Genomic DNA, 21,155 nt, shown 5'->3' on the forward strand with positions numbered 1-21,155 from the left:
TCGACCACCACAACCAAAAACCAAAGCCCTTCATCTGGACCGCAAAGGCAAACGACATCCTGGAAAAGGTCACCCGTGCTCAGACCACGCTCAATAAAAGACGATCTGCATGAGACGCTACACTAGACCGATAAGTCGGTTCTCGGAAAAATAGATATGGGTAGCGAGTCGGATTACCTTCCTCTATCTCTCTGACATCGAAGGTGGCTCTGCAGGATCGGCCTTGCCCTTCATAGGCTGCACCAGGATGTTGCCATACTTCGGCCCGCCTCCTGTGCCCGAAACATGCAACTGCGAGAAGCCGTTCAGGGCGCCGCTCGCCTCCCATCCGGCATTGCCTTCATTATCTCCGTAGTCCGGTCCCGGCTTCGCCATCCCAAAGGGAAGTGTTGGCCCCACGAAAACATTGCCGCCTTTGTCTGCGCCAAGCATCGGATCGACCTCCGACGAATTCTGCGCGTGGACGAGAGCCGCTGTGACCAAAACAAGAAAGCAGGCACCGCGCATCGGGAGAAATTGCATATCAAATCTCCATACTGCCCGGATATCTTCATCGAGACTTTGTCGTCGAAGAACGGGTGGGCTCGGCTTCGTTGAGAATGTCATAAAGAGGTTGCGCAGGAAATAGATCCGGAGTCTCCTCTGCGGCCGAGATTGCGAGAATACGGATCTTATCGTTGTCCGGGAGGGTAAGGGTTCGTTCGCCGGATGACAGCGCAATTGAATAGGCAAATAGATAGGAATAATGGTAAGGCTGATTCAGTCCCTCAGGTGTGTGTTGATGTGAGGCATACCATGCCAGCGCCGCGGTCTTCACATAGCCCGGCTTGAGGCCAACGTAGTCTTCCGGGTAACGAGGCGAAATTGGGCGCTTCTCTCGCTCTTGCTCGTCCGCCGGCGGCCAGGCGGCGTGATTTGCCGAGATTGCCCAGTCACGCTCTGACTGATTCTTCCAAAGACGCGTATCCCACTGTCCGATGAATCCGCTCCAGTCTTGAATATTTAACATGATTTTCCGGTCGCCGATGAGAAAAGCGGCATTTTGGTCACCATCTGCAGAAGCTGCCAACAGGTAAACGCGGTTGTAGCGGCCTGCAGGCAGTTTAATCGTCTGCCCTCTGGCGACAATCGCATTCGGCGCGCCTGTCTTGGAAGGCGCCAGCTTGAACTGTACATCGTGATATTCGATCGTCGTTGGCAGCATCTCCGCTGGAATTGCACTGCCCTTGCCATCAAAGCCGCCGCCATCGCTCTTTGTATCGTCGTTTGTCGCAACGGCGAGATCATAGTGAAGCGCGATGGGGCTCGATTGGGTCGCGGCGAGCTTCGCTTGCGGTGCATTGAGACGCAACGCAAACGTGCGTGGCTGATAAGCCGTAAACGAAGTCACCAATGAGCCATCGTTAACGATTGCCGATCCGATGGGTCGTTCCTGGGCGTCAACCTCCCGGGCGGCTGCAAGAGAACTCGGGAAGGAGACGCGAACGCCCTGTTGTGCCTTCCCATCGAGTTCCACCATGCGCGGGATTAGGTCGTCACCCGCCTCCGCCTTCTTCAGCGCAAGCACGCGAATTCGCGAATTACTCAAATGAACAAGCGAAAAGCTCTTCCCAAGTAATCCAGCATGTTTCGTGGTCTGGAAAGCGATCAAAGGATCGTTAAGCCGATATGCTTGCCAGTCCGTCTGGGCCTGTTGCCAACTGCCCCTATGGCCCGCAAGTCCAAACACAAATTCGTGGTGACCCCAATCCTGATTAGCCTGATCGGTGTATGCCTGCGGGCGTCCGTTGGGCGGAGGCTGCATTCCGGGTGACCGTAGCAACGTCAATCGAAGAGTGTTGTCATTGGGCTTGTCGGAGCCGTTCTTGCAATCGGTGAGAACGGTTGTCCCGAAAGTACCGGTCTTGTCGGTTAGATCAATCCAGCGGTGAGAAGCGACCTCGAACTGTCGCTCCTGAGCATTGGGCCTTTGAATCGTGCCGATATCCCAATTGTATGTAGCATTCTCATTTGAAGCGCTCAGCGGAAACGTTGCCTTCAGATTTGCGGAAAGAGTTTTCCAATCGATAGCGTTGCCAAACTCGACACGATTTCCGGCGTCTCCTGCCGAAAGGCTGACTGTCTGTTCGAACTTCGAACCTTCTGTCTCGCGTGTTACCTCGAGAGAGACTCGAGCCGGACCATTCTCCTTGATCCGAATCTGGGCCGGCCCACCCACATAAGAGCGTGGCGGTGCCTGCTCCTGTTCGAATTCCATATTCCAGGCTGGGTAAACCTTCGGCGCGTCGTTCGAGATAGCGAGCCGGATTGGCGCCGCGAGTAGTTCTTTTTTCAGATCCTTGTCATAAATGCCGGAGACATCCCCCTGTTCATTCAGACGTACCAGATAGCGAGCATTCTCAATCGACGAGTTCGTTGCTTTGAGTGTTGAGTGGCCGCGGGACGCCTCGACAGGCAGCACGCTGTAAACGGCGTATCCAACAGAAGGAGCCTTGGCCAGAAACATGACCTGACCGCCTTCAAGTTGCGACGGTACCTCTCGACCTTCGGGATCATTCACACGAACGGCCTTCGGGGTTCCGTGTGGAAACTCGACGTTGGCTGAAACAACATCTTCGCGCGCGATATTGAGAGGATTGAAGACGACGATAGGCGTTCCCGCGGTTTCGGTATTGAGCCCGGAAGCAACCGCTTCGGTCGCGTCGGTCAAGATACCGGCAAACTGGTTTGCCACAATGATGTCGTCGTTCCAGGCGTATTGATAAGAGCGGGGTGTTGCTGTTCCCGCGCCGGTGTCGTGGAAGTGTCCAGCCAATTCCAGCATCCAGGCTTCATTGAGGCGTTGCTGCGGATAGGTGCGACCTCCCATCCATGCTGCAGCGATCGACGCCTTCTCTGCTGCATCGGCAAGCAACTCATTCTTGATAATCCACCGCTTGTGATACGCCTCGGATGTCAGCGAACCTGCAGAGTGATTGATCAACTCAAGATCACCTCGGTACTTCGGCAACCTCGATGCCATTGCGGGCGTAATGTCGTTGAACATCTGGTCCGCAGCGGATTCGATAACATGCACTGGCCCATCACCGACCCTCACTTCTGATCCGGTCGCCTCCGATTTCGGTGTCTCTCCCATTGCAAGGGCCGATTTAGGAGATGACGGCAGCACGGTCTCGCTCTTCGTAACGATGGCTTCCAAAAGCTTCACGGTTGATTCCTGGGTAGCACCGCCTGTGTCGCCCGTACCGACATAGTGGTAATCGGCAAATATGCCGGTCACCTTGCCATCCAGCTCGATGCGCTTTAACCAGTCCTGCTCCATCGGCCGCCGACGCGCAGCTGCATTTGCCTGCTGTGGCGTGAGCCGCGCTCTTTCCTCGCTGGTCAACTGCGGAGCAGACGCAGACGGGGGCGACGCAGGTTCCTTGCTAAGGTCGGTGTATACATTGCTGCCGTAGCCTTCGGGATTCAGAGCGGCAACTACTCCCTTCCCATCGGGGCCCACCCACACTCCCACATTGAAAGGGATCCCTTCCGGCGTGTGCTCGGGAGAATCGGGGCCGCCAATCTTCGGCGCGGGCTGCCACTGTGCATTGAGTTTTTGCGTTGAGAATCCCTTCAAGCCCGCGTGCGCCAGAATGCTGGGTAGAGACGCAGGAAATCCAAAGCAGTCAGGCAACATGTACTCCGTACTTGCCTTGCCGAAATCTTTTCGAAAGTATTCATTGCCGTAAAGGATTTGACGGAAGATCCCTTCCGCACTCGGAAGGTTGACGTCTCCTTCTTCAATCGATGATCCCGCCGGAAACCAGCGGCCCTCAGCGACGTACTGCTGCATCCGCGCGTAATCGGCTGGAAAATATTCCTTCATGAGCCGATAACGGTTCGCCCCCGTCCAGTTGAAGACGTAGTGCGGATACTTGTCGATGTAATCGAAATTCACCCGCATGGTCTTCAACAGATACTCGCTTATCGTTTGCGGAAATTCCCATCTCCATTGCGTATCGAGATGCGCGTATGGCACTACATACAACGTCGGCGTCTGGGTAATATCCGGCGCCTTCATCGTCTGCGCCGCGACGGGCAACGAACAAGCGGCGACCGCCGCTGCAAAGCTGATGGATCGAAGAAGATGGCAGCCCATTCGGGGTGCAGCCAGCGAGCGTGAAAATCGTGTCATGGGGAGGCCGTCCAGCCACACCGATGTTGCACGGAGGGCGCGGGTTTGAGGTAATTGCCATAAGAACAAACCCCACGCGTGCGGCACACGCATGGGGTTTGCTCTATCTTTGCCAACCTAGAACGAGTACGACAATCCGGCTTGCAATTGACGAGGGTTGCTCGTGGTTTTTGAGGTAACTCTGCCAAATGTGCCGGCCGTCGGGTTCAAGTTCGGACCCGCCCAGTTGGGATGATTGATAAAGTTATACGCATCCACTTTGAACTCGAAGCCGGTTTTCTCGGTAATGGGAAATTTCTTCTTCATATTGAGATTCCAATTCTGGAATCCCGGTTGATATACGGAGTTGCGAACACCTGACTCGTGGACGAAGGTGTCTGCAGGCGGAGCCGTAAAGATGGCTGAGCCATCTGGATTGGTTGTTGCGAACCATTTGCCGGTCTGACCCGCGTATCCAGCAAAGTTCTTCAACAACTTTGGCTTCCCGGTCATCGTCCAGAACTGGCCCTCACTGCCGCAGCCAAAGCTCCCGACCTCTCCAACACCGGCAATGTCATTGCCTGTTCCGATTCCGCACGGTACACCGCTCTGGAATTGAAAGTTCCCGCTCAACTGCCAGCCGCCCATCAGTTTGCCCGCAAGCTGATTCTGGTTCTTGAAGAACGGCAATGCGTACAGGAAGTTGATCACCAGAGCGTTGCGGTTATCGTATTCCGAAGGACCCCACAGACCGGTGGTGTCATAGGAATCGGGAAGGATATCGCGATAGTTCGAGCCGTTGTCCATGCTCTTTGACAGCGTATACGCTACGCCGACCAGGAAACCGTTTGCGAACGGACGGTTCCATCCAAGCTGGAATGAGTTGTACCGCGAACTTCCGTTGCTTTGTTCCTGCTGGATGGCTGCAAACCCAAGATACGGACGCAGGTAGTTCACGTTCTTACCCGGGTTCTGGGCCAAGGCTCCAACTTGCGGTTGATTGATGTCAAAGACCCGCCAGTTATAAAGACCGCGGCCACCGACATAGGCAAGCGACAGCATCGATTTCCATATGGTCTGGCGTTCCACCGTGAAGTTCCAGTTCCAACGTTGCGGGGACTTCAACTTCCGATTCAGGGTGCTGATCTGGAGAGGGGCAGCAAGACCGGTGGCCAGGCTGCTTCCCGGGTTGTCGACCATGTCGTTTACGCCGGACGCTGGATTGACCGTCACGGATGGCTGAAAGGGCGAGTTACCGCCCGGGAAGACGTTGTCCAGCAGACCCATGCGTGTCGCAAAATTGCCGACTCCTGCGCGAACCACAGTGTTCGCCGTCAGTTGATAGGCAATACCAATGCGCGGTTGATAGTTATGCGAGGTGTTGACATAGCCCTTATGCAGGTTAGGAGCAAACAGGGCGCTGCATGAAGAACCGTCGCAATCTGTGGGGTTGGGTTCAGCGCCAAGCACACCGTGCTTCGCCGCTGAACTCGGGAACGAGGCGTAGCCGGGGATCACGATGCCGTTGTAGGGATTGCCGGTCCCAAGCGTCACGGTACCCGTGGCCGGATTCACGATGGGCGCGTTGTTTGCGCTGTAGGATGCAGGGTCAAAGTAATCTGCATTTCCCCACGCCGGTGTGTAAGGATTCAGGATGGAAATACGCACGCCGTAATCGAGATGAAGCTTGCTGTTTACCTTCCACGAATCCTGGACAAAGAACTCGTCCATTAGGCCACGCCAATAGGTATAGGACCTCTGGCCGATTTCGGTATAGTTGTCGGCGATGCCCATCGCCAGATTGGCCATGCTGACGCCAGTCGTAGCGCCTAATCCGTTGCGGTTATCCGTAAAGACAAACGTGCCGTTCTGGTTGCTTGCGCCTCCAGGAACGGTGGCAACGTTGATTTGGTCGTTGTCTTTCTCTCCGGAGATATTCAGGTAGTAGCCGCCCTTGAGCGTGTGATTCCCCCACACCTTCGTCAAACTATCCGACGCCGTTAAGATGGGACCATCCGAGTGCGAGGGGTAGGGACCGCCAGCCAGGCTGTAGAAGCTGTCTTGCACTGAAGCGGTGGGTATCTTGTCAGGCTGGGCCTTTTGTGCTGCCGGGAATATATACGGAAAGGTGATTCCCAGCGATGTCCGGTTGAATCCCGCAAGGGCCGTGTTCACGGGAATATAGACGTTATCGAGGCTGAGCGTCGCACGAGCCTCGTTAATCATCGTCCGCGAAATCGTCCAGGTCCATGACAATACGTTGGTCTGGTTCGGACGGATGAAGTACTTCCCGGTCAAACCTGAACCTTGATCGAACGGCTGATACTCGTTGTAGGTCGCGTTTTGACGGACGAACTCCAACTTGTGCCGGTCGTTGACAATCCAATCGACATTGATGACTTGCTTTCGCTGGTTGATGGGATGCGCAGCCTGGGCAATCCAGTTCTGAGTTCCCGAAAGATATCCGGGCGTAGGCGCCGGATACGCATTCAATATTGCCAGGCCGTTCGCGCTGAGCCTGCCAGGGGGAATGATATTGCCGTCAAAAGGCACGCAGCCGGCATTTCCAACCGCCGTGCACGTCGCCGGATCGTAAATCTGGTGCACGCCGGAGAGCCACGGATTGGGACTCAAGAATTCACTGAAGTCGCCGGTGCGCATTTTTACGGTAGGAACGGCCTGCGTCTGCGAATCGGTGAAGCGGTAGCGAATCCAGTCTTCGTTCACAAAGAAAAAGAACTTGTTCCGGAACCTGTCCATCCCCATCTTCGGAATCCAGACTGGTCCGCCAAATGTGAATCCAAAGTTGTTGTATCGGTAGGGCGGAGCGAATTTTGTCGAAGGAGACTGATTGCGAACCCAGGTATTGGCATTCATTGCCGAGTTGCGCAGATATTCATACGCCGAACCGTGGAAGTCCCTGGTTCCACTCTTCGTCACAACGCGAATCTGGCCACCCGCCGCGTCGCCATACTCCGCCTGATAGTCCGTAGTGATGATCTGCATCTCCTGGGTCGCATCGACGCTCGCGACGCCGATGATGGCGCCGTTGCCACGGGTGCGAACGGCCGGAGCTCCGTCAAAGGTCACCATCGTATCCTGCACGCGAGAACCGTTGATCTGGAACGGATTTCCACCGCCAACCGCGAAGTTAAAGTCGCCCAGCGTCGAGCCGCTGCGCAAACCCGGAACCAGTGCCCCCATGTAGAGCGGATTGCGCCCGTTGAGTTCCTGATCGCTGACCTGCTTGCCCGTAATCTCAGCCTGTACCGCGGCTGACTCTGTCTGCAACACCTCGGCGGTTGCTGATACAGTCACCTCTTCACTCATTGCGCCGATGGTCAGGGGTGCGTCCAAAGACAGCGTAGTATTCGCGCCCAGCGTGTTGTGGTTGCTGACATATTTCTTGAAGCCCTTTACTGTCGCAGACAGGGTGTAGCTCCCCGCGGTCAAATTGGTAACGGTGTAATGGCCCTGCGAATCCGCGGTCGCCTGATGAGTTTCACCCGTTGCCTCGTTGGTCAGGACAATCGTTGCACCCGGCACCACAGCCCCCGAGGAGTCTTTGACAAACCCCCCGATTGTTCCCTTGTCTGACTGGGCCAATGCCCATGCCGAGAACAGGACGAAGATCAATACTGCACAGAGAGTTTTAGAAACTAACCTTCGCATCCACCAATGTTTCAACATTTGGCCTCCTCTTTTGAAAATGTTCCTTTGTTAGCCGTCCCGTGTCAGACGACTCCGGCCCTGGGGAATTCAGACCTGCTCGCAATATGAGTGCGCTATCATACTGGTTGCGTAATCATAGCGCCAAAGACTATTCGGGTTAGTGCTAACTCGTCAAGAAATATTGTTAATTTTGTGTTAGCAAACGGACATTCATTAGGAATAAAATGTCCCCTCCGAATCGCTGGAATCCAATGTTGGCTCCTATCACCAGTAATCGCGGGCGCACCAAGGCCCGTAAAGTTAATTCGACACGTCCAAAACGGGCAACTCTCGTAGACGTCGCACGGGCAGCCGGAGTTGGACCGATGACCGTCTCGAGGACGATTAACGGACATCCCTATGTCTCCGAAGCGACCTCCAAGAAAGTGCGGGCTGCGATTCGCAAGCTCGACTACCGCCCCAATCACGCAGCGCGCATGCTCACCGGCCAGTTATCCCGATCGATCGGACTCATCGTTCCTGACATAGCGGACACCTTCTTCTCAGTGGTTATCCACGCTGTACAGGAGACCGCCAGAGAGAGTGGCTATCTTGTATGGTTGGCAGCTTCAGATGGAGATCCGTCTCTCGAAGCCGCGCAAGTGGAGATGATGACTCATCAACCCGTTGATGGCATCCTGTTGGTTCCGGTGGACGCCCAAAACAGGTATCTGAAGCCGCTGGCTGCGGGATCTCTTCCCATCGTTACGATTGATCGCCCAATTGAAGTCGCCACGACAGACTCAGTCCGGGTTGAAAACAAAGTCGGCGCAATGATGGCGGTCGAACATCTCATCCAGCACGGATATAAGAGGATCACTTGCCTTGCTGCTAATTCGCATTTGCTGACTATGAAAGAACGAATCGCCGGCTATCGGGAATCGATGCATCGGGCGAAACTGCCGCGCGAGAAAGAGGTTCCGCTATCCAGCCAGGGGTCTGCCAGAACCGCTCTATCGGAGTTGTTCTCATCCCGCAATCGCCCTGAAGCGTTGTTCACCGCTAACAATGCCTCCACGATCTGGGTTATTGAAGCCCTCAAAGAAATGAAGATTGAAATGAGCAAAGATATCGCTCTCGTGGGCTTCGACGATGTTGATTTTTACACTTTGGTGACGCCTCCAATCACCACGATCCGTCAGCCCGCCGCGGAACTGGGAAACATATCAGCCAGGCTGCTCTTGCAAAGAATCAATGGCGAATTCAACGGCCCCTGTCTCCGGACTGTCCTTCCGGTCTCGCTGATTCTCCGCGAATCCTGCGGATGCAGGAGACGACTGCAGTAAACCATCGGCAATCTGTGAAGCGACTGCATTCCCACTCTATTGCGGCTTTTCGCAGCGACTTTGGTCATTCGGAGTTCTATGAAGTGAAAACCCGCAATATTATTTCCGCCGGAATCGAAATTCAGTCCCGATCGCGAAGATCGCACGGCTGTCGAGCACCTGGCTCGCGCGAGTAAAGACAACTGTCTCTTCTACCTGAATATGGTCGGAATAAAGCTTCTTAAGGCGCGCGGTTTCGGAAAGCAATTCCTGTGTTTCCGTCGATCCTAATCCGCCGGATTCTATCCAGATTGAATATAGTCGCTCGACCGATCCATGCAGATCGTTCGCCTCACGATGGTCATGCTCAAGCCGATCGATTTCCTCGAACGCCTTCGCATCGGATTTGCGCAGTCTGGGAAAGAGGGATTCTTCTTCATCCGCGGTGTGCCGCTGCCCGCCGGTTCTGAAGTACTGCAGTGCAGCCTGTACCGCGTTGCGCTCCTCGTCGGTTAGTGATCTGCCCTGTGCGCGATTAACCGCAACGCATAGAATGCCGAGGAAGCTCTCGATTCTTCTGTGGCAGTCTTTGAGCATGCCGATCGGGTCATCGAAACCGCGGTCGGGCTTTGCGCCAATCTGAATCGCCATGGCTTTCTCCTCATTTCTTCCCGCACTTGTAATTGTCGCCCATTTCGCGGCGATTTGCGCCCACAAGCCGCACTTTCCCTCGAGCTTGGGCGTGTCGCGCAAATTGCGAAACAGCGGAGAGTCACGATAGATCGCTGCCAATTCTTGCTCGTACGCGCCCTTTCCGTTTGACGACAAAACCAGCCTCCCTTTAAGCCCTCCCGTAGTATCATTCGTACTCAGTTTTACCTACTCTTTGAATCGCCGTGCGTTCGCGCGCAAGGTCATTCCCGCTGTTCCCGCCGTCAAACATATTTCGGGTGGATAGAACAATGAAGAGTCCATTTGCCAACTGGAGTTTCGCAAGAATCTTCCCAGTCCTCATCGCGTTGATTTCAGCCTCAACTTCAATCGCGCACGCAGCCGACGCCGCGCCCATCCATCGCGGCTATTACACCTACCCGGCGGTTCGCGGCGAAAGCATCGTCTTCACATCCGAGGGCGATCTGTGGGTTGTCGGTGTGTCCGGTGGCGTTGCTCGGCGCCTCACTTCCGATCCCGGCGTGGAATCGCACGCCTTTCTTTCGGCAGATGGCAAAACCGTCGCGTTCAGCGCTGACTTCGAGGGTCCAACCGAGGTCTACACCATGCCCGTTGATGGCGGACTCCCCGAACGCCGCACCTGGGATGGCGGCTCCGTGCCCGCTGGATTCGCGCCCGACGGCCGTCTCATGATCACCACATCGCGCTACGCAACTTTGCCCGGAAGCGAACTCGTCCTGGTGAATGGCGTTGGCGCAAGAGAAATCGTTCCCCTGGCCGAAGCTGCTGAAGCCGCCTATTCGCCCGATGACCACAACATCTTCTTCACACGCTGGTTCAAGCAGCCCAGCGAAACCAAGCGCTACAAGGGCGGCACCGCCGAAAACATCTGGAAGTTCGACGGCCACGATGAAGCAGTTTCCCTCACCTCCGACTGGCCAGGCGCTTCCTCTCACCCAATGTTCTGGAACGGCCGCGTCTACTTCCTTTCCGATCGCGATGGCATCATGAACCTCTTCTCCATGGACGAAGAGGGACACAACCTCAAGCAGGAAAGTCACCAGCGCATCTTCGACATCTCGGCGGCCTCCATCGATGAGGGGCGCATCGTCTACGCATGCGGCGCCGATTTGTGGCTCCTCGATTTGAAGTCCGGCCATGAAGAGATCATTCCCATCACCCTCACCTCCGATTTCGACCAGCTTCGCGAGCATTGGGTAAAGAAACCGATCGACTACCTCACGGCCGTCCACATCTCTCCCGATGGCGCGAGCGCCGTTTTTACCGCGCGCGGCGAGGTATTCACTCTTCCCGTCAGAAGCGGCCGCATCGTTAAGGTCGCCGCCAACTCCGCCATCCGTTTTCGCGAAGCGCGCTTCCTGCCCGACGGCAAAAGCATCCTGGCCCTCTCCACCGAGACTGGCGAAACCGAGTTCTGGAAATTCCCGGCAAACGCCGAAGGCAAACCCGAGCAATGGACCAACGATGCACACGTCCTCCGCCTGGACGGTGTTGTCTCGCCGGATGGCAACTGGCTCGCCCACCACGACAAGGATGAACATCTCTGGCTTTTCAACACCAAAACCAAAAAGGAAAAGCTGATCGCACAATCCATGATGGGCGATTTCGGCGACCTTCAGTGGTCTCCTGACAGCAAGTGGCTCGCCTTCGTTCAAGGGGCCGACAACCAGTTTCTCCAGATCAAGGTCTTCAACGTCGATTCCGGCGAAACCAGGGAAATCACCTCCGACCGTTACAACAGCGTGAGCCCCACATGGAGTTCCGATGGCAAATGGCTCTACTTCCTCTCCGATCGCATGCTCAAGACAACCGTCGAGTCGCCCTGGGGATCGCGCCAGCCCGATCCTTTCTTCGATCACCAGGTAAAGATCTACCAGTTGGCGCTCGTTCCCGATCTGCGCTCCCCGTTCCTGCCTGCCGACGAATTGCATCCCGACGGTGCTGATAAGCCGGACGAAAAGAAACCGGAAGAAAAGAAGCCGGAAGAAAAATCAAAAGACGACAAGCCGAGCGATGCCGCGAAGCCCACAGATGCGGCAAAGAAATCCGGCGACGAAAAGAAAGATCGGAAGAAAGACGAAAAGAGCATTCCGGAAGTCAAGATCGACTTCACTGACATGGCGCTCAGGCTCAGCGAGGTTTCCGCGCCTCCCGGCAACTATGGCAACCTTCAGGCCACCGAAAAACGTCTCTGCTGGCTCAGCGATCCTGACAACACCCAAAAGCATCTCGCTGTGCAGTGCCTTGACGTGGCAAACAAGGGCGATGACGTCGACACCGTGATGTCGGACGTGAAGAATTTTGAGATCTCAGAGAATCGCAAGAAGTTGCTGGTCCGCAAAGCAGATGACTTCTTCATCTTCGATTCAGACGTAAAGCCCGCCGCGCTGGCCGATCCAAAAGCCCTCGCAAAATCCTCCATCAATTTGGCTGGCTGGTCCTTCTCCACCAAGCCCGTTGACGAGTATCGCGGATTATTCATCGATGCGTGGCGTCTCGAGCGCGACTTCTTTTACGATCGCAACATGCACGGCGTCGACTGGGTCGCCATGCGCGACCGCTACCTTCCGCTGGTGGACCGCGTCGCAAGTCGCGATGAATTGAATCTCGTGATAGCCCAGATGGTCGGCGAACTCTCCGTACTGCACACGTTCGTTGTCGGCGGTGACGCACGAAAGCCGGCTGACCAGGTGGAAATCGCTTCCCTCGGCGCGCGGCTTCGCCGTGATGAGAAAGCCGGCGGCTTTCTTGTGGACCATATCTATCTGCATGATCCCGACCTGCCCAATCAGGCTCCTCCTTTCGCCCGCCCTGAATCACTTGTCCGCGAAGGCGAGGTTATCGTTTCGATCGACGGCGAAGACCTGCTTGGCGTAACCGACGAGCGCGCCTTGTTGCGCGGAAAGGCCGGAGCCCAGGTCCTGCTTCGCGTCAAGTCCAGCTCAGGCGCCATACGTGACGTGCTCGTTGTCCCCATCAAGGAACAGGATGATGCGCGCCTGCGCTACGCGGAGTGGGAATACTCCCGCCGTCTCACGGTCGACTCGGCTTCGAACCACACCATCGGCTATGTCCACCTCCAGGCCATGGGCTCCGGCGATATCGATCAATGGGCGCGCGAATTCTATCCCGTCTTCGACCGCCAGGGGTTGATCATCGACGTTCGCCATAACGATGGCGGCAACATCGATTCGTGGCTGCTCGCCAAGCTACTGCGCCAGGCGTGGTTCTACTTTCAGCCTCGCGTTGGCAACCCCTCCTGGAACATGCAGGACGCATTTCGCGGACACATTGTTGTACTCTGCGACCAGCAGACCGCTTCCGACGGCGAAGCGTTCACTGAAGGCTTCAAACGTCTCAAACTCGGCAAAGTCATCGGCATGCGGACGTGGGGTGGTGAGGTCTGGCTCAGTTTCGACAACACCCAGGCTGACAACGGAATCGCATCTGCCGCCGAACTGGGCGTGTACGGGCCCGACGGCAAATGGCTCATCGAAGGACACGGCACTGACCCCGATATCCTGGTCGATAACCTGCCTCACTCCACATTCAGCGGCAATGACGACCAACTCCAGGCGGCGATCAAATTGCTGAAAGAGGAGATCAAAGCGGATCCACGGCCCGTGCCACAGCACCCGCCCTACCCCGACAAGTCATTCCGATTCAGCGGAACAGGAAACTAATACAGATTGCATTCTTTCGTAACGGTCGAATTTCAACGATTCGGCCGTTTCCCCCGATTGGTCTCGCCAATGACCCATCGGTACCATTGAGCCTTCCACAGACCGGTGTCACTATTCCCGCATGCGAGTGAATCTTATTACCCGGCCCGTCGACCATTTCCAGCCAGGCCCTGGAACGATTCCCCTTTCGCTGACCATCCGCCCAGCTTGCGGATTGCCAGGCGACTACGAGTGTCCAACCGATAGCGCAGCCCTGTTGCGGTTGCTCCGGCGGCAAACCGATCTGCCCGCCTATGTCCTGCAGAACTTCGAAAAGGACCTCGGAACCCCCTTCGGCGCCAAGCTGCTGGGCGTCGATCTGAACGACACCGTCCTCACCGACATCGGCTATTTCATCGACTAGGCGTCTGACCGCGGCTGGATCATCGCGCACTCACCGTCGGTCGGCGCTGCCCGGCGCCGTCTTCAACTACGGAACAATGCGAAACTCCGCATGCTCCGTTGCCAGCGAACTTCCCCCGACCCACACCGTATAGTCCGTCTTCTCGATTACTGCCTCTCCCGCATTGTTATAAAAAGACAGCTCCGGAAACCCCAGTTTGAACCTCACCTGCCTTGACCCGCCCGGCTTCAGCGTTACCCTCTCAAATCCTTCCAGACTGCGCACCGGCTCCTCCAGGCTTGCCCCCAGGTTGCGCACATAGCACTGCACCACTTCGGTACCAGCACGGTTCCCGGTGTTGCGAACCGTCGCCGTTACCGTCACAAGATCGCGCATTCCGCTCCGGGCGGCCTCTGCATACGGCACCGATCCGCGCGAAACCGCAACATCCGAATACGCATACTGCGTGTAGCTCAGCCCGTACCCAAACGGAAACAGCGCATCGTTCGGAACGTCAATGTACCGCGAGAAGAAACGCGAGTCCCCGCCCGGCGGCTGCGAAAGATCAAGCCCCACTGGAGGGCGCCCCGTCGGAAAGTGATTGTAATAGAGCGGTTCCTGCCCCACAGCACGCGGAAAACTCATCGGAAGTTTTCCGCTCGGCGCCGCATCCCCATACAACAAATCGGCAATCGCGTTTCCCGCCTCTGTGCCCGGAAACCACGCTTCCATGATTGCCGGAACATGCTGTGCCGCCCAGTCAAGCACCAGCGGACGGCCTGAAAAAACCAGCAGAACAATCGGCCGTCCCGTTGCCGCCACGGCCTCCAGAAGCTTCTCCTGGTTGCCCGGCAAATTCAAATGCGCGCGTGATCCCGCTTCGCCGCTCATCTCGCTCGATTCACCCAGCGCCAGCACAGCTACATCCGCTTCCTTCGCCGCCTCCACTGCCCCGGCAAACCCTGCCTCGGAATCGCCCAGAATCTCGGTGCCCTTCGCATACGTGACCGATCCGCCCGTCTGACGTGCCCGTGCCTCCAGCGCGTCTTTCACCGTAACAACATCCGGATCGCGTCGGCCGCCGCCCCACGATCCCGTCATCTCCGTGCTGTTATCGGCAAGCGGCCCTATCAGCGCAATTTTCTTCACACTCTCCGCCAAAGGCAGCAGCGGCAATCCGCCTTCGATCGCCCTGTTCTGCAACAGCACGATCGCTTCTTCGGCAGCTTTTCTCACCAGCGGCCTGTGCTCTGCGACCGCTGAGGTAACTTCCTTCCCCTCCGCATACGGATGTTCGAACAGTCCCATCGCGAACTTGACGCGCAGCACGCGCCGCACTGCCTCATCCACAACACTTATCGGAACCTGTCCCGACTTGACCAGGACCGGCAGCTCCGCATCGTAGTAGTGCGACATCATGTCGATGTCCACTCCCGCCGTAATCGCTTTGCGCGCAGCCGTTGCCGCATCCAGCGCAATGCCATGATTCCGCAACTCCATCACCGCCGTGTAATCGCTCACCACAAACCCATTGAATCCCCAGCGATCACGCAATATATTCTGCAGCAGGTATCGGTTCGCCGATGCTGGAACCCCATTGAGCGCATTGAACGCACTCATGATCGTCGCAGCGCCCGCCTCCACCGCAGCCTTGTACGGAGGAAGATAGTCCTGCTGCAATCGGCTCTCCGACATATCGGTTGTGTTGTATTCCCGCCCGGCTTCCGCCGCACCGTACGCCGCAAAGTGCTTCACGCACGCCGCCACGCTGGTCGGCGAGGATAGATCGTCGCCCTGGTAACCGCGGATATACGCCCGCGCCATGGCTGCTCCCAGATAGGCATCTTCGCCCGCGCCTTCCTGCGTCCTCCCCCACCGCGGATCGCGCGAAATATCCACCATCGGCGAATAAAACCAGTCCACCCCGCCGGTCCGCGCTTCCGATGCCGAAATATGCGCAAGTGCCGTCACCAGCTCCGGATCAAACGTCGCCGCGAGACCAAGCGGAATCGGATACACCGTCTTGTACCCATGAATGATGTCCGCGCCAAACATCAGCGGGATATGCAGCCTGCTCTTCTCCACCGCCGCGTGCTGCAATGCGTTTGTGCGCGCCTGTCCCACTGTGTTCAACATCGACCCCAGTCGCCCTGTCGACACCAGGTCCATGGCATCCACCTTGTCGTGTGGCGAAGGATTTTTCCCCGGCGCGGCAGCCGACTCTGCCGCCGTCTGTGCCTCACCGTCATAACCGCTGTCGCTGTACTGCACCAGTTGCCCCAGCTTCTCTTCCAGCGTCATCTGCTTCAAAAGCGCATCCACTCGCCTCTCAATCGCAGGCGAAGCCAGTTGCGCATTCGATGGCGGGGCATGTCCCGCCGCAGCGACGCGCTCCTGGCCAAATGCCGCACAGACCAAAAGTGCGAAGGCCAATGCAAACACGCCGCACACTGCCGGTGAATTCGCTCTGGCGCCCTTCCATTGCCGGAATCTCTTTGTTTTCTCTGGGTTTTTCATCGTGTCTTGCGGCTCCTCGTCAAAGTGCTTCAGTGTGAATCCCTAATTTCAATCAGCGCCAGCCCGTTCACCGGCAACGTCAAATCCATCTGTCCATCAGTCAGCGTCGTCTTCTCCGGCGCCGGCAATGCCGAAGCCTCATTCAACGCGGTAACCTGCTTCAACGTTGGATATCGCGGGCTTCCCATTGCCCTGTACAGCGTCATCGGGTTCCCGTGTTCCTCGTCCACACGCGCAATTGAAACCTCGGCCGGCGACGACACGCCCTTGAAATGCAGGTGAAGCGTCAGCGTTGATCCCTGCGCCAGCTTGTCCATATCCACCAGGTTCCAGGCCGCAACCACGAGCGTCCCATCCGCGCGTCTCGTCACCAGCAGGTTGTCCGCGGCGTTTGCGAGCCGCACATCCCCAAGCCGATGCAGAAGCGCGAAATCGTAAAAGCTTGGCTTCTTGATCCGTCCCGGTGCAATCAAGCCGAATCCGCCATCGAACGGCGTTGTCTTCACGCCGCTCTCTTCGAAAACATCGTCAAATGTCCAATACGACATCATCGTCACCAGCCCGTCGCACTGGATGATGTCGCGCGCCAGCGCCGGACCCACATACCAGTTGTCGCGCGCATTCAACTCCCCATAGGAAGGCACATTCCATTCCGTCCACATCAGTGGAAGTTTCGGAGATGCCGATGCCCCGATCTCTCCGTGCACCTTCGCAATCGCCCGGCACACCCGGTCGCGCATCGGAATGTCTTCGTGCGTGCCGAACATATCCTCGACCGAATCATCCGCATATCCATGTGTCGAAACGAAGTCCACCGGCACATGCTGTTCGCTCGCATGCTTCAGAAACTCCGGCACCCAATGGGCCGCCGCCGTTGCCGGTCCACCCACGCGAAGCCGTGGATTCACTGCCTTCAGCGCTCGCGCCGTGTGGTCATACAACTCGAAATACGTAACCTGCTTCGGGTCGCCCGCCCAGAAATCGATATTCGGCTCGTTCCACACTTCGAAGTACCACTGCGCCACCTCGTCGATCCCATACCGAGCCACAAGATGCTGCGCAAATGCGCGCATCAGCGCATCCCACCTGCCATAGTCCTTGGGCGGCGAAACGTTCTGCTTGTACCAGAACGGGTGAATTGCCTTTGGATTCGATGCCAGCTTGCGCGGCATAAAGCTGATTTCTACAAACGGCCTTACCCCGCGCTCCAGCAGCCCATCGTAAATCTGGTCGACATAGGTGAAGTTGTAGACAGGATTCCCCGCATCGTCCTCGTCGTAAACCCCAACTTCGTCATGCAGTATGGCGTGAAATCGTACATACCGCATTCCGATTTCGTCATGCACATCCGCCAGATCCTTGCGATAGTTATCACGCAGCGCTAGAATCGCGCGTCCCGAACCAAACGTCTGCTCCCAGAAGTGCGGAAACGGATGGCCTGCCGCTCTCGCCTCAATCGTCACCTGCTGCGAAACCGACTGCGCGCCTGCCGGCAAGCAGGCCGCCGCCACCATCAATCCTAAAAATACAGCCAGGCTTTTAATCGTCATCCCCTCTTCTCTTTCTTTCCATCTGGGATTCCGCACGCGATCGTTCTATAACAGTAGTGGGGTGTCTGTGATCGAGCCGTCCGGCTGCACCGTATGCATCGGAGACTGCTCTCTCGCCGCGAGCATGTTGACTTCGTCATCACCCAGCAGTCCCGCACCTGCGCATGGCCGATAATCCGATCTCGAGTCTTCAACGCCGCCGCCTCATCCAGGCCATTGGCGCCGTCACCGCCTCCGCACTTGTGCCGCATCGCCTCTCGTCTCTCCCGGCGCAGGCGGCGGCATCGCCTGCTTTCCTCGGCATCCGCTTCGAGGAGATTGCGCAACAGGCCGGTCTTCATTTCGTCACCCGCAACTGCGCCACACCCAACAAAAATCAACCGGAAACCATGGTTGCCGGCATCGCACTGTTCGACTACAACAACGACGGATTCCTCGACATCTACTGCGTCAACGGCGCCGAGATTCCGTCGCTCACGAAAACTTCGCCCTCCTACTGGAATCGCCTCTTCCGCAACAACCACGACGGCACCTTCACCGACGTGACCGAAAAAGCGGGTGTAGCCGGCGCGGGCTACGGCATGGGCGTCGCCATTGGCGACTACGACAACGACGGTAACGCCGACATTTTCCTCGCCAACGTCACAGGCAACCAGCTCTTCCACAACAACGGCGACGGCACGTTTACCGACGTCACGACGAAAGCCGGCGTAGCCGGGGAGCACGCTCATGGCAAAAAGATGTGGTCGGTCGGCGCCGGCTGGTTCGACTACAACAACGACGGGCTGCTCGATCTCTTTGTCGTCAACTACTGTCACTGGGAGGTCAACAAGGACCCCTACTGCGCGCTCAAGGAAGGCCTGCGCGCCTACTGCCATCCCAATCTCTACCTGCCGCTCCACAACACGCTCTATCGCAATAACGGTGACGGCTCGTTCACTGATGTTTCGCATGAAACCGGCATCGACGCCTCCTTCGGCAAGGGCATGAGCGTGACCTTCGCCGACATCGACGGCAACGGCTTTCTCTCCGCATTCGTCACCAACGACACCATGCCCAACTTCCTTTTCCGCAATGTTGGGGGAAAGAAGTTCGAAGAAATCGCGGTGTCTGCCGGCGTCGCCTACTCGCCCGACGGCAACGCTCTCTCCGGCATGGGCGCTGACTTCGTCGACATCAACAACGACGGCCTTCCCGACATCTGGCACACTGCCGTCGAGCACGAAGGCTTCCCACTCTACATCAACCAGGGCGGCGGCATCTTCGTCGATGCCAACGTTGCCAGCGGCCTCGGCCCGCTCACCAACCGCATGACCGGCTGGAGCGCCGGCGTTTTCGACTTCGACAACGACGGCTGGAAAGATCTCTTTGTCGCCCGCGCCAACGTCATGGACAACATCCAGCAGGCCATCCCCGCCCAGGCCTACCCCGAACCCAACTCCGTCTTTCGCAATCTCGGCAACGGCAAATTTCAAGACGCCAGTTCCGACGCCGGTCCCAGCTTCCAGATTCCCGGCGCCCATCGCGGAGCGGCCTTCGGCGACATCTTCAACACCGGCCGCATCGATGCCGTCGTCTCCAGCCTCAACGAGCCCATTAAGCTCTTCCGCAATATTGGCGCATCCGGTCAGCACTGGCTTCTCCTGCGCCTCGTAGGCGCCCGCAGCAACCGCATGGGTCTTGGCGCGCAGATCAAGATCACCACGCCTGACGGCCACTCGCAGTGGAACGATGCGACAACCGCCGTCGGCTACGCCTGCTCCAGCGATCCACGCGTCCACTTCGGCCTCGGCTCGAATACCATCGTCAAGGAAATCCAAATCACCTGGCCCAGCCGCGCCGTTCAGCGACTCGCCAGCGTCGCTGCGGACCAGATCCTCACGATCGAAGAGCCGAAGTCTTAGCATTCTCATTTCACTGCTTCGATCTCGCATCCATCGCGTCTGTAATCTCCACCGTACCTTCGGCCGCCTTCTGTTCCGCCTGCTTCTTGCGCGCAAACTCTTCACGCGCTCGCGCTGCGTCCTGCGTTCGACCCGCGTGCGCGTATGCCGTTGCCAGCGAGAGGTCGATTCTCCCTTCATGCGGGAACGCCTTGCGCGCAATCTCCAACTCCGGCACGGCCCGTTCGTACGCGCCCGTATCCAGCAGCAGCAGCCCGAACAGGTAGTGCGCCAGCGGCAGATTCGGCTCCAGTTGTACCGCCTCCTCCGCATACTTGAGCCCTGCCGCGGAATCCACCTTGTACTCCGCCACCGCGATGTGCAGCCGCGGCAGCACGCTCTTTGGCTGTTCCGCTATCTCCGCTTCGAACTCCTTGATCGCTCCGGGAATGTCGCGCGCATCCACCAGTTCGCAACCAAACGCATAGTGCACCAGCGGGTAATGCGGCGTTCGCGCGATCACCTGTTCGAATTCCGTTTTCGCCGCCTCGTAGTCCTTGGCTCCGCTCAGGCAGGCGCCGCGGCCAATGTGCTGCACCACCTGGCCCGCTTCCGTGCCCGGATCGGGCGGTGCAGCATCGCGCATGCGCAGCGCAACCATACCGAACGTTCCCGCCAATTCGCCGCTGCGCACGCCATTCAGGCACAAAAACGTAAGCGCAGCCTTAGCCGCCTCAAACTGTCCGGCCCTCTGCAGCAGCACGCCATCGTGAAACATCACAACATCCCGCAACTGCTTGTCTTCGAGCACTCCGAGCGTCTTGCTTGCCTCGATATCCTTCAACGCGCGCTCCGGCTGCCCCAGCTCAAACTCGCATAGCCCCAGCATTGCGCGCGCCGTTCCCTGCTTGGGATCGAGTGCCACAACTTTTCCGAATGCGATATCCGCCTCGGCGTACCGGTCGCCGTCGTAGTAGAGCGTTCCCAGCGACCACCAACCTTCAGCCCACCTCGAATTGAGCGCCAGCCCTCGGCGATAGAGTTTGGTCGCCACGTCGAGGCGTCCTGCGTCGCGGGCTTCATCGGCGCTCTTGGCCACCGCTTGAAATGTCTTCGATCCTGTTCTGGAAGCATCCGCAGACGATGCGCTGGATTGCGCGTGCACGCGATTGCACTCAAACGCGAAGATTGTGGCGATCAGGAATGCTGCCGCTGCAACAATCGCCCGTGCTGCACGAGCTGAGCCCGATCCCCGCATCTAACCTCGGTAGCCAATATCAATTCTGAAAGTCGCTGATGGCAACCTGAAAAA

At 57.4% G+C, this 21,155-nt stretch carries 11 protein-coding genes; 4 read left to right on the forward strand and 7 right to left on the reverse strand.

Annotated elements, in window-relative coordinates:
- Positions 1 to 183: 183 nt before the first annotated feature.
- The 3 genes from WCA10_RS17330 to WCA10_RS17340 all read right to left on the reverse strand — a co-directional run bounded on the left by WCA10_RS17330 (position 184) and on the right by WCA10_RS17340 (position 7,849).
- Positions 184 to 522: a hypothetical protein gene (locus WCA10_RS17330; protein ID WP_472823769.1), complete on the reverse strand. Its 339-nt coding sequence runs from the start codon at positions 520 to 522 to the stop codon at positions 184 to 186.
- Between the two features lie 28 nt (positions 523 to 550).
- Complete coding sequence (locus tag WCA10_RS17335) at positions 551 to 4,180, reverse strand: glycoside hydrolase family 38 N-terminal domain-containing protein (protein WP_472823770.1); 3,630 nt, start codon at positions 4,178 to 4,180, stop codon at positions 551 to 553.
- Positions 4,181 to 4,297: 117 nt separating this feature from the next.
- Positions 4,298 to 7,849, reverse strand: a complete 3,552-nt coding sequence (locus tag WCA10_RS17340; protein WP_472823771.1) for a carboxypeptidase-like regulatory domain-containing protein — start codon at positions 7,847 to 7,849, stop codon at positions 4,298 to 4,300.
- Positions 7,850 to 8,082: 233 nt separating this feature from the next.
- Between WCA10_RS17340 and WCA10_RS17345 the strand changes: the two genes are divergently transcribed.
- Positions 8,083 to 9,156 carry a LacI family DNA-binding transcriptional regulator gene (locus WCA10_RS17345; RefSeq protein WP_472823782.1) on the forward strand — a complete coding sequence of 358 codons (1,074 nt, stop codon included), beginning with the start codon at positions 8,083 to 8,085 and terminating at the stop codon, positions 9,154 to 9,156.
- A 99-nt stretch (positions 9,157 to 9,255) separates the two neighbouring features.
- Here WCA10_RS17345 and WCA10_RS17350 read toward each other — a convergent pair whose 3' ends face one another.
- Positions 9,256 to 9,963: a hemerythrin domain-containing protein gene (locus WCA10_RS17350; protein WP_472823772.1), complete on the reverse strand. Its 708-nt coding sequence runs from the start codon at positions 9,961 to 9,963 to the stop codon at positions 9,256 to 9,258.
- Positions 9,964 to 10,097: 134 nt separating this feature from the next.
- Here WCA10_RS17350 and WCA10_RS17355 point away from each other — a divergent pair, with 134 nt between their 5' ends.
- Both WCA10_RS17355 and WCA10_RS17360 read left to right on the forward strand, forming a co-directional pair.
- Positions 10,098 to 13,511, forward strand: coding sequence for a S41 family peptidase (locus WCA10_RS17355; protein ID WP_472823773.1), 3,414 nt, complete (start codon positions 10,098 to 10,100; stop codon positions 13,509 to 13,511).
- A 121-nt stretch (positions 13,512 to 13,632) separates the two neighbouring features.
- Positions 13,633 to 13,914 (forward strand): hypothetical protein, encoded by a 282-nt coding sequence (locus WCA10_RS17360; RefSeq protein ID WP_472823774.1) that lies wholly within the window; start codon positions 13,633 to 13,635, stop codon positions 13,912 to 13,914.
- Between the two features lie 66 nt (positions 13,915 to 13,980).
- Here WCA10_RS17360 and WCA10_RS17365 read toward each other — a convergent pair whose 3' ends face one another.
- Positions 13,981 to 16,410, reverse strand: coding sequence for a glycoside hydrolase family 3 N-terminal domain-containing protein (locus WCA10_RS17365; RefSeq protein WP_472823775.1), 2,430 nt, complete (start codon positions 16,408 to 16,410; stop codon positions 13,981 to 13,983).
- A 29-nt stretch (positions 16,411 to 16,439) separates the two neighbouring features.
- Positions 16,440 to 17,960, reverse strand: a complete 1,521-nt coding sequence (locus tag WCA10_RS17370) for a GH39 family glycosyl hydrolase (protein ID WP_472823776.1) — start codon at positions 17,958 to 17,960, stop codon at positions 16,440 to 16,442.
- Positions 17,961 to 18,124: 164 nt separating this feature from the next.
- Here WCA10_RS17370 and WCA10_RS17375 point away from each other — a divergent pair, with 164 nt between their 5' ends.
- A complete protein-coding gene (locus tag WCA10_RS17375) occupies positions 18,125 to 19,864 on the forward strand; it encodes a CRTAC1 family protein (RefSeq protein ID WP_472823777.1) in 1,740 nt (579 codons plus the stop codon).
- A 10-nt stretch (positions 19,865 to 19,874) separates the two neighbouring features.
- Here the strand turns inward: WCA10_RS17375 and WCA10_RS17380 are convergent, their stop codons facing one another.
- Positions 19,875 to 21,101: a tetratricopeptide repeat protein gene (locus WCA10_RS17380; RefSeq protein WP_472823778.1), complete on the reverse strand. Its 1,227-nt coding sequence runs from the start codon at positions 21,099 to 21,101 to the stop codon at positions 19,875 to 19,877.
- Positions 21,102 to 21,155: the final 54 nt, after the last annotated feature.

This window comes from Occallatibacter sp. (assembly GCF_049582745.1).
Lineage (GTDB): Bacteria > Acidobacteriota > Terriglobia > Terriglobales > Acidobacteriaceae > Telmatobacter.